Origin of the sequence: Nocardiopsis sp. CC223A (genome assembly GCF_030766825.1) — a bacterium.
Taxonomy (GTDB): Bacteria; Actinomycetota; Actinomycetes; order Streptosporangiales; family Streptosporangiaceae; genus Nocardiopsis.
The window spans coordinates 21202-31710 of record NZ_JASFDV010000080.1; the positions used below are offsets into that span (position 1 = coordinate 21202).

Here is a 10509-nt window from a genome sequence, read left to right on the forward strand (position 1 = left end):
GGCGGGCCGGATTTCTTCGAGCGGACGTCGAATCCCGGACCCCTCGATCGTCATCCTTGCGAACCGCCCTTCCGGGTGGTCATGTGGAACGACGACGAGGAAGAGGAACCCGCCATGCGCTACGCGCTGCTGCTGCACAACGCCGAACCCGCCGAGGGCGAGATCCCGCAGGAGGCCATCGAGGCCATGCAGGAGGCCTTCGGCGCCTACGGCCGGGCCCTGGAGGCCGCCGGGGTGCTGGTCGCCGCCGAGGTACTGGCCACCCCGCGCACCACCACGACGCTGACCCGCCGCGAGGGCGGGCTGCGCATCCAGGACGGCCCCTTCGCCGACACCAAGGAGGCCCTGGCCGGGGTGTTCGTCATCGACGTCCCCGACCTGGACGCCGCCCTGGCCTGGGCCGAGAAGTGCCCGGGTGCCCAGTACGGGGTCCTGGAGATCCGCCCCGCCGCCACCTCCTACATCGACGGCGCATGGACCTGACCGGCGACGCCGCGGTGCGGGCCGCCCGCGCGGCCCGCACCTCCCACGGGCGCCTGCTCGCCCTGTTGGCCGCACCCACCGGCGACCTGCCCGCGGCCGAGGACGCGCTCGCCGACGCCTACGAACGCGCCCTCACCGCCTGGCCGCGCGACGGAGTCCCCGCCGACCCCGACGCCTGGCTGTTCACGGTGGCCCGAAACCGGCTGCGCGACCACTGGCGGTCGGCCGCCGTGCGCACCGGGGTGCCACTGGACCCGGACCGGCACGCCCGGGCCGCCGACGACACCCCCGACGTGGACGCCGTCGGCGACCGCCGCCTGGAACTCATGCTGGTGTGCGCCCACCCGGCGATCGACCCCGCCGTGCGCACCCCGCTCATGCTCAACACCGTCCTGGGCCTGACGGTCGCCCGCATCGCCCCGGCGTTCGCCCTGTCCGCGCCCACCCTGGCCGCCCGGCTCACCCGCGCCAAGAAGCGGATCAAGGAGGCGGGCGTGCCTTTTCGCATCCCCGACCGGGACGCCCTGCCCGGACGGTTGGACCACGTCCTGGAGGCGGTCTACGGCGTCCACGCCGTCGACTGGGAGATCGGCGGCACCGAGCCCCGCACCGGCCTGACCGCCGAGGCCCTGGACCTGGCGGAGCTCCTCGCGCGGCTGGTCCGCGACAGCGCCGAGGCCCGCGGCCTGGCCGCGCTCATCGCCCTGGCGGCGGCCCGCGCCCCCGCCCGCCTGGACGAGCGGGGCCACCCCGTGCCCCCGGCCGAACAGGACACCGCCCGCTGGGACCGCGCGCTCATCGAACGCGGCCGCGCCCACCTGCGCGCCGCCCACGCCCTGGGCGACATCGGCCGCTTCCAGTTGGAGGCCGCCGCCCAGGCGGTGCACTGCGCCCGCGCCGACACCGGCGCCGTCGCCTGGGACCACCTGCGCGAGCTGTACCGGCACCTGCACCGGCTGGCCCCCACCCTGGGGTCGGCGACCGCGCTTGCCGCCGTCACCGCGGAGACCGACGGGCCCGCCGCGGGCCTGGCACTGCTGGAGGAGGAGACGACCCCCTGGGGGGAGCGGGCCGCGCGTTTCGCCCCCGCCTGGGCGGTGCGCGCCCACCTGCTGCGCGCCCTGGGCCGTACCGGCCCGGCCCGCACCGCCTACGACCGCGCGGTCTCCCTCACCACGGACCCCGGAGCCCGTTCCCGGTTGGAGGACGAGCGCGCCGCCCTGGGGTGAACCGTGCGGAACCGCTGCCGGGTCGGCCGGGCCGTGCGAGCGCGCGCTCCTGGGGCGCTGCGCCCGAAGGCCCCGGCCCTTCGCCCGCCGGGGGACGGCACCGGAGCCCCGGCGCGGGCCGTCCCGGGACGCTCACCCGAACCGCACGAACGCCCTCAGCGGCGGCGCGTGGTCGTGCACCTCCGTGAACCCGAGGGCCTCGTGGAACGCCCGCTGCCGGTCCTCGTCGTCGGTGAGCAGCACCCGCTGCCGCACGTCCGGGTACCCGGCGAACAGCTCCTCCAGCAGCCGCCGCCCCAGCCCGCCGCGCTGCTCGCCGGGGTCCACCAGCACGTCCTGGAGGTACACGACGGTCTCCCCGTCGGAGACCGACCGGGCCAGTCCCACCAGACGGCCGTCCCGGCGGGCCGCCACCACCCGGTGGGACCCTGCCAGGGCCCGCATCAGCCCCTGCGGATCACGGGTGTAGGCGTCCCAGCCCACCGACCCGTACAGTTCCAGCACCTCGTCGCGCGTCGGCTCCGACGCCGCGCAGGCGCGCACCTCCACCTCGGCCATGGACCGCCCCCTTCCGTTGCCGTGACCGGTGGAGTCTGGCACGGATCAGGCGGCGGCGCGCGGCGGGGTGACGGCGACGGAGGTCTCCGGCGCCGACGGCCGCGGGGACGGCCGAACGGCCGCCCCGGCCTCGGCCTGCGCCGCCGTCGGGCGGCCCGGACGACCGCGGCGGGGGCTCAGAGGACGGCGCCGACGCCGGTGGCGCCGGCGGACCACCACCACAGCCGCTCCGCGGCCCCGCGGTCCAGTACCCACGGTTTGACCCCGCCCGCGAGCATGTCGTCGGAGTCCGCGGGCGCGGCGATGTCGCAGTCCTGGCAGTAGGCACCGCCATGCCCCTCCAGCAGCGGGGAGGTCGCCGCCCACACCGCCGTCGCCGCGCCCTGTTCCGGGGTCTTGAACCCGGGGGCGGGCCGGTCGTCCTCCCCGACCACCCACCCCAGTTCGCGCCGGGTCCGCAGCGGCACCTCCCGTTGCAGCGGGGTGAGGATGCTGCCCGGGTGCACCGAGAACGCGTGCGCCCCGCGCGGCGCCAACAGACCGTCCAGGTGCAGCGCGGCCAGGGACACCGCCGTCTTGGACTGGCCGTAGGCGGTCCACCGGTCGTACGCGCCGGGCCGGGCGAAGTGCGGGTCCTCCCAGCGCATGTCCGACAGGAAGTGCCCGGCCGACGACAGCCCCACCACCCGCGCACCCTCCGCCAGGACCGGCGCCAGCAGCACCGTCAGCGTGAAGTGCCCGAGGTGGTGCACCGCCAGGTGGGCCTCCCACCCCGGGCCCACCGTCGTGCGCGGTCCCCGCATGATCCCCGCCGCGTTGACGACCAGGTCGACGGGCCGCCCGGCCGCGCGCACGTCCCCGGCCAGGCGGCGGACGTCGGCCTGGTCGGACAGGTCGAGCGCCGCCACCGAGGCCCGGGGGACGTCCGCCAGCACCTCGCCGGCCCGGTCGGGGCGGCGCGCGGGCACCAGCACCTCGGCCCCGGCCCGGGCCAGGGACCGGGTCATCTCCAGCCCCAGCCCGGAGTAGCCGCCGGTGACCACGGCGAACCGGCCGCCCAGATCGGAGCCGGCGAGCACGTCGTCGGCCGTCGAGTCGTGTCCGAACCCGCTGCGCAGGGGAGTGGGAGTGTCCATGCCCGCGATCCTGCCGCCTGGAGCGCGCTCCAGGTCAAGCGGTGCGCGCACCCCGCCAGAGCGTCCCCCGGCAACGGTGCCCGGCGGCCGGGCCGCCCCCCCGACGCGGTGCCGGCGGCCGGGCCAGGAACGGTGCGGGCAGCGTGGAGACGGGAAGGCAAGACCGCTGGTCGGAGCCGGACACGGACGTTGTACGCTCTTCGGGCCAGTCGTACTCCACGTCGTGGGGCAGGGAACCCGGTGCGAATCCGGGACTGACGCGCAGCGGTGAGGGTGACGGGCGGGCATGCTTCGGGACCCCGCGTCCCGGGCGGCCACTGGGGCACAGCCCCGGGAAGGCGCTCCGCTCCGGACGACCCCGAGTCCGAAGACCTGCTGGCGCCGGCGGTGACGGGCCGCCGGGTCACCCGCGGGCCCCGCGTACGGGCCCCCGAACCGAAGGACGTGCATGTTCCCCGCGGACGCCTCCGCGCCCCGTACCCGGCGCGACCGCTGCCCCGGTGCGCTCCGCCCCTGGACGGCCGAGGACGGCCTGCTGGTCCGGCTCCGGCTCATCGGCGGCCGTCTGCCCGCCCGGTCCCTGACCGCCCTGGCGGCCCTCGCCGAGGAGTACGGCTCCGGCCGGGTCCACGTGACGGGGCGGGCCAACCTCCAGGTGCGCGCCCTGCCCGGCCGGGACGGGCGCCTCGACCCCGGGGTCCTCGGCGCGCTGGAGGCGACCGGGCTGCTGCCCTCGCCCTCCCACGAACTGGTCCGCAACGTGATGGCCTCACCGCTCACCGGGCTGTCGGGGGGACACGCCGACCTGCGTCCCGTCGCCGCCGCCCTGGACACGGCCCTGTGCTCGGCCCCGCACCGCGCCGCCCTGCCCGGCCGCTTCCTGTTCGTCCTCGACGACGGGCGCGGCGACCTCGTGGACCGCGCCTGCGACCTGGGCCTCACCGCGCTCGACGGGTCCACCGCCCAGCTGCGCGTCGGCGACCGCCACGGGCCGACGGTGCGGCTCGACGGGGCGGCCGACGCCCTCGTGCGCCTCGCCGACCTGTTCCTGGAGCGGCGCGGCGACGGTCCCACCGCACCGTGGCACGTCACCGAACTCCCCTCCGCGCTGTGCGCACCTCAGCCTCCCGACCCGCGCCTGCCCGCCCCCGCCCCGCCGCTGCCGTACGGGTCGCTGCCCGGCGGCGCACGCCACGTCCCGGTCCCGGAGGAGGGCCTGGACCGGGCCGCCGCCGACGCCCTCGCCGCGGGCGGCGGGGACCTCGTCGTCACACCCTGGCGCGGCATCGTCGTCCCCGGGGAGGTGCGGTGACCGCCCCCCGCCGCCCGAACCGGCACTACGAGTACATCGACGACGGGCCCGCGATCTACACGGACTCCTTCGCCACCATCCGCGGTGAGGCGTCCCTGGGACACCTGCCCGCCGACGCCGAACGCCTCGCGGTCCGGATGATCCACGGCACCGGGCAGGTCGACCTCGCCGCCGACCTGGTGGTCCACCCCGGCCTGGTCCGCGCCGCCCGGTCCGCCCTGCGGTCCGGCGCGCCGATCCTGTGCGACGCGACCATGGTCGCCACCGGCGTCACCCGCAGCCGCCTGCCCGCCGACAACGACGTCCTGTGCCTGCTGGGCGACGACCGGGTCCCCGACCTGGCCCGCCGCTGGGGCACCACCCGCTCCGCCGCCGCGGTCTCCCTGTGGGAGCCCCGGCTGGCGGGCGCCGTGGTGGCCTTCGGCAACGCGCCCACGGCGCTCTTCCACCTGCTGGAGATGCTCGTCGACGGTGCCCCGCGCCCCGCGGCGATCGTCGGCTGCCCCGTCGGGTTCGTCGGTGCCGCCGAGTCCAAGCAGGCCCTGGAGGAGTTCGCCGACCGCCACGGCGTCGACATCCCCTACGTGCTCGCCCGCGGCCGCCGCGGCGGCTCCGCGATGGCCGCCTCGGCCCTCAACGCCCTCGCCAAGGAGGAGGAATGACCGGCAGGTTCCACGGTGTGGGCGTCGGCCCCGGCGACCCGGAGCTGATGACCCTCAAGGCCGCCCGGCTCATCGCGGCGGCCGACGTCGTCGCCTACCACTGCGGTCCGGGCAAGGACTCCAACGCCCGCCGCATCGCCGCCGACCTGATCCCGGAGCGGGCGGTCCAGGAACGGCTCACCTACCCGGTGACCACCGGCGCGGCCGACCACCCGGGCGGCTACGAGGGCGCCCTGGCCGACTTCTACGAGGAGTCCGCCGCCCGCCTGGCCGCCCACCTCGACGCCGGGCGCGACGTCGTCCTGCTCTCCGAGGGCGATCCGCTGTTCTACGGGTCCTACATGTACATGCACGACCGCCTGGCCGAGCGGTACGAGACCGAGATCGTGCCCGGCGTCCCGGCCTTCGCCGCGGCCACCGCCGCCGCGGCCGCGCCCCTGGCCCGCCAGACGGACGTGCTCACCGTTCTGTCCGGCACCCTGCCCGAACCGGAACTCGCCCGCCGCCTCGCCGACACCGACGCGGCCGTCGTCATGAAGCTCGGCCGGACCTTCCCGGCGGTGCGCCGCGCCCTCGCGGCGGCGGGGCGGCTGGACCACGCCGTGTACGTGGAGCGCGCCTCCATGGCGGGCGAGCGCCGCCTGCCGGCGGCGGAGGTCGACCCCGACACCGTCCCGTACTTCTCCCTCGTCCTGGTCACCGGCGACAGCCGCAACGGCCCCCGCTCCCGCGACGGCGCCGCCGCGTCGGGCGAGGCCCCCCGGCCCGCGGGCCCGGCCGCCGAGCTGCTGGTCGTCGGCCTGGGGCCCGGCCCCGACCACTGGCTCACCCCCGAGGCCCGGGAGGCACTGGCGGGGGTGGACCACGTGGTCGGCTACGGGCCCTACGTCGCCCGCGTCCCCCAGCGCCCGGGACTGGTCCGCCACGCCTCGGGCAACACCGTCGAACTCGACCGCGCCCGGCACGCCCTGGACCTGGCGGCCGGGGGCGAGCGCGTGGCCGTGGTCTCCGGCGGCGACGCCGGGATCTTCGGCATGGCCACCGCCGTGTTCGAGGCCGCCGAGGACCCCCGCTACCGGGACGTGTCCGTCCGCGTGGTGCCCGGGGTGAGCGCGGTCCAGGCCGTGGCCGCCCGCGCGGGCGCCCCCGTCGGCGGGGACTTCGCCGTCATGAGCCTCTCTGACCGCCTCAAACCGTGGAAGGTCGTCGAGCACCGGCTGCGCGCCGTCGCCGACGCCGACCTGGCCCTGGCCCTGTACAACCCCGCCTCGCGCTCGCGCACCGAGCAGATCGCCACAGCGCGCCGCGTCCTGCTGGAGCACCGCGACCCGGACACGGTGGTCGTGGTGGGCCGGGACGTGGGCCGGGAGGGGGAGTCGCTGGAGGTGACCACCCTCGCCGGGCTCGACCCCGCCGCCGTCGACATGCGCTGCCTGCTCATCGTCGGGGCGTCCGGGACCCGGGTCTCCCCGTCGGGCCGCGTCTGGACCCCCCGGTGGGTGCAGCCGTGACCGTGCACTTCGTGGGCGCCGGACCCGGTGCCGCGGACCTGCTCACCGTGCGCGCCACCCGCATGCTCGGCGCGGCCGACGTGGTGCTCTACCCCGGGACGTACCTGGACCCGGAGGTCCTCTCCCACTGCGCTCCCGGGGCCGAACTCGTGGACACCCAGGGCCTGGACCTGGACCGCATCACCGAACGGCTGGTCGGCGCCCACCGGGCCGGGGCCGACGTCGTGCGGCTGACCTCCGGGGACCCGTCCCTGTACTCCGCGCTCGCCGAGCAGACCCGCAGGCTCGACGCGCACGGGGTGCCGTGGGACGTCACCCCGGGCGTGCCCGCCTACGCCGCCGCGGCGGCCCTGGCGGGGCGGGAGCTGACCGTGCCGCTGGTCGCGCAGTCCGTGGTGCTCACCCGGACCCGGGCGCGGTCCACGGCCATGCCGGACACCGAGTCCCTGGCCGCGTTCGCCGCCACCCGGGCCACGCTGGTCCTGCACCTGGCGATCACCCGGGTGCGGGCGCTCATGGCGGAGGTCGGACCCGAGTACGGTGCGGACTGCCCGGTGGTCGTCGTCCACCGGGCCAGCCAGCCGGGCGAGGCGGTCCTGCGCGGGACCGTCGCCGACATCGCCGACCGGGTCGAGGAGGCCGGGTTCCGGCAGGCGGCGGTCATCCTGGTCGGGCGGGCTCTGGACCCGCGGGGCGGCGGGGAGTCCTTCCTCTACGACCCGGCCCGGCCCCGGCCGGGGGACGGCGGGTAGGCCGCACCCCCCCGGGAGCGGGCCCCGCCCCCGCACGGCGGCGTCGCCCGGTCCGCGCCCGCCGGGCCCACCTGTGGCGGCACAGCCCCACAGCCCCCGACGCCGCCCGATCCGTCCCGGGTTCACGCCCGCCAGGACCACTGGGTGACCGTGCGCGCGGGCGTCCACCCGGTGAACCCGCCGATCGGCGCGGCGGTCTCCACGGAGATCCGGGTCAGCTCCCCGCCGCGGTCCCGGTGCGCCTCGCCCAGCAGCCTCTCCGTCTCCAGGGTCACCCCGTGCACCACCAGGCGGCCCCCCGGTCGCAGCGCCTCCAGGCACGCCTGAAGCACACCGGGCCGGGTCGCGCCGCCGCCGACGAACACCGCGTCGGGCGCGGGCAGCCCCGCCAGCGCCTCCGGGGCGCGCCCCGTGACCACCCGCAGCCCCGGCACACCGAGCCGCCCCGCGTTGCGGCCGATCCGCGCGGCCCGCCCGGCGTCCGCCTCCACCGCCGTCGCCGTGCACGCCGGGTGCGCGCGCATCCACTCGACCCCCACCGACCCCGCGCCCGCGCCCACGTCCCACAGGTGCAGCCCCGGGGCGGGCGCCAGCCGGGCCAGCGCGGCGGCGCGCAGATCGCGCTTGGTGAGCTGCCCGTCGTGCTCGTAGGCGTCGTCGGGCAGCCCGGCCGCCAGCCCGTACCCGGGCGGACCGGCCACCTCCAGGGCGAGGACGTGCAGCGCGGGCACCGCGGCGGGGTCCACCCCGGACCATTCGTCGGCGGTCGCCTCCAGGCGCGACTCGGCGTCCGAGCCCAGGTCCCCGAGCACGGTCATGCGGGTGCCGCCGTACCCGGCGCCGCTCAGCAGCGCGGCCGCCAGGGCCGGGGTGCCCGCGTCCGAGGAGAGCGCCAGCAGACGCGCCCCGGGGGACAGCCACCGCAGCAGCAGCCGGGGGTCGCGCCCGACCAGGGTCACCACCGCGCACCGTTCCGCGGGCCAGCCCATCCGGGCCCGGGCCAGCGCGACCGAGGACAGGGCGGGCTCCACCCGCACCGCGTCCGCGCCCAGCAGGTCGATGAGCGTGGTCGCCACCCCCGACACGAGCGGGTCGCCCGAGGCCAGCGCCACCACGCCCCGGCCGGGGCAGGAGGCGAGCAGCGCCGGCAGCCCCTCCCGCAGCGGGGAGGGCCAGACCTCGCGGCGCTGCCCCGCCCGCTCCGGCAGCATCGCCAGGTGCCTGCGCCCGCCCAGTACCGTGTCCGCCTCCGACACCAGCCGCCGCAACCGTTCGGGCACCCCCGCCCAGCCGTCGGCGCCCACGCCGACGACGGTGACACGGGGATCGGGGGTGGGGCGGGTGTCGGTGCTCATGGGGTGGACGCTATCGTCGAACCCTGGTGCGAGGTGCCCCGGCCTCCCCACCTTCGGAAACGGTGGGAAGGGCGGCCGGGGAGAATCTGGGAAGCCGGTGAGACTCCGGCACAGGCCCGCTGCGGTGAACCGGGCCCCCGAACAGGGGGACCCGGCAAGTCCGAAGACCGGCCCCGCATCCGTTACACCCATGGCGAAACGAGCGGGAGCCTCACATGCCATTGCGGCCATCGCACTACCCCTTCTCCGCGATCGTCGGCTGCGACACCGAACCGCTGGACGACCTCGGCCTGGCCCTGGTCCTGGCCAGCGTCTCCCCGGAGATCGGGGGAGTCCTGGTGCGGGGGGAGAAGGGCACCGCCAAGTCCACGGCGGTGCGTGCCCTCGCCCCCCTGCTGCCCCCGGTCGAGGTCCACCCGGGCGACCGGTTCTCCGTCGACCCCGCCGACCCCGCACAGGAGTCCCCGGACGGACCCTTCCCACCCGGTACGGCCGTGGAGAGCCGTCCGGTGCGCCTGGTCGAACTGCCCGTGGGCGCCACCGAGGACCGCGTCCTGGGCTCCCTGCACCTGGAACAGGCGCTCACGCACGGCAGGGTCGCCTACGAACCCGGGCTGCTGGCCCGCGCCCACCGGGGCCTCCTCTACGTGGACGAGGTCAACCTCCTCCACGACCACCTGGTCGACCTCCTCCTCGACGCCGCCGCGACCGGCCGGGTGACCGTGGAGCGCGACGGGTTCTCCGTGGAACACGCGGCCCGGTTCCTGCTCATCGGCACCATGAACCCCGAGGAGGGCGAGCTGCGCCCGCAGCTCCTCGACCGGTTCGGGCTCACCGTCGAGGTCTTCGCGCCCACCGACCCCGCCGCCCGCGTCGAGGTGGTCCGCAGGCGCATGGCCTACGACTCCGACGCCGCGGCCTTCACCGAACACTACGGCGCCGCCGAGAAGGCGCTCGCCGAGCGTATCGCGGCGGCCCGGGACACCGTCCGGCGCGCCCGGCTGTCCGAGGCCGCACTGCTGAAGATCGCGCAGGTGTGCGCGGCGTTCGAGGTCGACGGCCTGCGCGCCGACATCGTCACCGCGCGCACGGCCCTGGCGCACGCCGCCTGGGAGGGCCGGACCTTCGTCACCCGGGCCGACATCCGCCGCGCCGCCCTGCTCGCGCTGCCGCACCGGCGGCGCCGCAACCCCTTCGACGCGCCGGGCCTGGACGAGGACCTCCTCGACCGGGTCCTGGGCGATGAGGACCTGCCGCCCGATCCGCCGGAGCCGCCGGGGCCGGGCGGGGCGGACGACCCCGCCGAGGACGACGGACCCCCGGAGGACCCCGAGGCCCCGGAGGTCCCGGAGGCCCCCGCCGACGGTGGGACCACTGACGAGGCGTCCCCCGACGACGGGGAACACGTCCCCGCTCCGCGCGAACCCGTGGGGTCCGACGACGACACCCCCGAGTCCCGGACCGGCGCCGCCCCCTCCGTCACCGCCCGGGCCGCCGCCCCCTACCGCCCC

The 10509-nt window shown here is 77.4% G+C and carries 10 protein-coding genes and 2 riboswitches; of the genes, 7 read left to right on the forward strand and 3 right to left on the reverse strand.

The genetic code is table 11. The features are described from left to right. The first annotated feature begins 81 nt into the window (after window positions 1–81). Both QJS33_RS25140 and QJS33_RS25145 read left to right on the forward strand, forming a co-directional pair. A complete protein-coding gene (locus tag QJS33_RS25140; protein WP_306370543.1) occupies window positions 82–483 on the forward strand; it encodes a YciI family protein in 402 nt (133 codons plus the stop codon). Beyond that, window positions 474–1712, forward strand: coding sequence for an RNA polymerase sigma factor (locus tag QJS33_RS25145; RefSeq protein ID WP_306370544.1), 1239 nt, complete (start codon window positions 474–476; stop codon window positions 1710–1712). The genes QJS33_RS25140 and QJS33_RS25145 overlap by 10 nt, the downstream gene beginning before the upstream one ends. Window positions 1713–1844: 132 nt before the next feature. On the opposite strand, the gene QJS33_RS25150 is transcribed toward QJS33_RS25145, so the two are convergent. Next, complete coding sequence (locus QJS33_RS25150) at window positions 1845–2270, reverse strand: GNAT family N-acetyltransferase (protein WP_306370545.1); 426 nt, start codon at window positions 2268–2270, stop codon at window positions 1845–1847. Window positions 2271–2446: 176 nt separating this feature from the next. Then, entirely contained in the window at window positions 2447–3406 is a 960-nt protein-coding gene (locus QJS33_RS25155; protein WP_306370546.1) for an oxidoreductase, read from the reverse strand. A gap of 189 nt (window positions 3407–3595) precedes the next feature. Beyond that, window positions 3596–3801, forward strand: a riboswitch (cobalamin riboswitch). 53 nt (window positions 3802–3854) lie between these two features. Between QJS33_RS25155 and QJS33_RS25160 the strand changes: the two genes are divergently transcribed. From QJS33_RS25160 to cobM, 4 genes are read left to right on the forward strand one after another with little or no spacing between them, the layout of a single operon-like run. Next, window positions 3855–4718 (forward strand): nitrite reductase, encoded by an 864-nt coding sequence (locus QJS33_RS25160; RefSeq protein ID WP_306370547.1) that lies wholly within the window; start codon window positions 3855–3857, stop codon window positions 4716–4718. Next, window positions 4715–5380, forward strand: a complete 666-nt coding sequence (locus QJS33_RS25165) for a precorrin-8X methylmutase (protein ID WP_306370548.1) — start codon at window positions 4715–4717, stop codon at window positions 5378–5380. Before QJS33_RS25160 ends, QJS33_RS25165 begins: the two co-directional genes overlap by 4 nt. Continuing rightward, window positions 5377–6891 carry a precorrin-2 C(20)-methyltransferase gene (locus QJS33_RS25170; RefSeq protein WP_306370549.1) on the forward strand — a complete coding sequence of 505 codons (1515 nt, stop codon included), beginning with the start codon at window positions 5377–5379 and terminating at the stop codon, window positions 6889–6891. Before QJS33_RS25165 ends, QJS33_RS25170 begins: the two co-directional genes overlap by 4 nt. Then, on the forward strand, window positions 6876–7643 hold the full coding sequence (gene cobM, locus QJS33_RS25175; RefSeq protein ID WP_306370550.1) for a precorrin-4 C(11)-methyltransferase: 768 nt from the start codon (window positions 6876–6878) through the stop codon (window positions 7641–7643). Before QJS33_RS25170 ends, cobM begins: the two co-directional genes overlap by 16 nt. Before the next feature lie 122 nt (window positions 7644–7765). Here the strand turns inward: cobM and cbiE are convergent, their stop codons facing one another. Then, the gene (gene cbiE / locus QJS33_RS25180) at window positions 7766–8998 is read right to left on the reverse strand and encodes a precorrin-6y C5,15-methyltransferase (decarboxylating) subunit CbiE (protein WP_306370551.1); all 1233 of its coding nucleotides are present in this window, start codon (window positions 8996–8998) and stop codon (window positions 7766–7768) included. Window positions 8999–9050: 52 nt separating this feature from the next. Next, a riboswitch (cobalamin riboswitch) is annotated at window positions 9051–9189 on the forward strand. A gap of 24 nt (window positions 9190–9213) precedes the next feature. On the opposite strand from cbiE, the gene QJS33_RS25185 reads away from it, so the two are divergent. Continuing rightward, window positions 9214–10509, forward strand: a 1296-nt coding sequence (locus QJS33_RS25185; RefSeq protein WP_306370552.1) for an ATP-binding protein, incomplete at its 3' end; no start/stop codon positions are given.

Bases quoted from the DNA above. Each gene is read 5' to 3' on its own strand.
- QJS33_RS25140 (WP_306370543.1), top strand. From the start codon at position 82: ATGTGGAACGACGACGAGGAAGAGGAACCCGCCATGCGCTACGCGCTG.
- QJS33_RS25145 (WP_306370544.1), top strand. From the start codon at position 474: ATGGACCTGACCGGCGACGCCGCGGTGCGGGCCGCCCGCGCGGCCCGC.
- QJS33_RS25150 (WP_306370545.1), bottom strand. From the start codon at position 2,270: ATGGCCGAGGTGGAGGTGCGCGCCTGCGCGGCGTCGGAGCCGACGCGC.
- QJS33_RS25155 (WP_306370546.1), bottom strand. From the start codon at position 3,406: ATGGACACTCCCACTCCCCTGCGCAGCGGGTTCGGACACGACTCGACG.
- QJS33_RS25160 (WP_306370547.1), top strand. From the start codon at position 3,855: ATGTTCCCCGCGGACGCCTCCGCGCCCCGTACCCGGCGCGACCGCTGC.
- QJS33_RS25170 (WP_306370549.1), top strand. From the start codon at position 5,377: ATGACCGGCAGGTTCCACGGTGTGGGCGTCGGCCCCGGCGACCCGGAG.
- cbiE (WP_306370551.1), bottom strand. From the start codon at position 8,998: ATGAGCACCGACACCCGCCCCACCCCCGATCCCCGTGTCACCGTCGTC.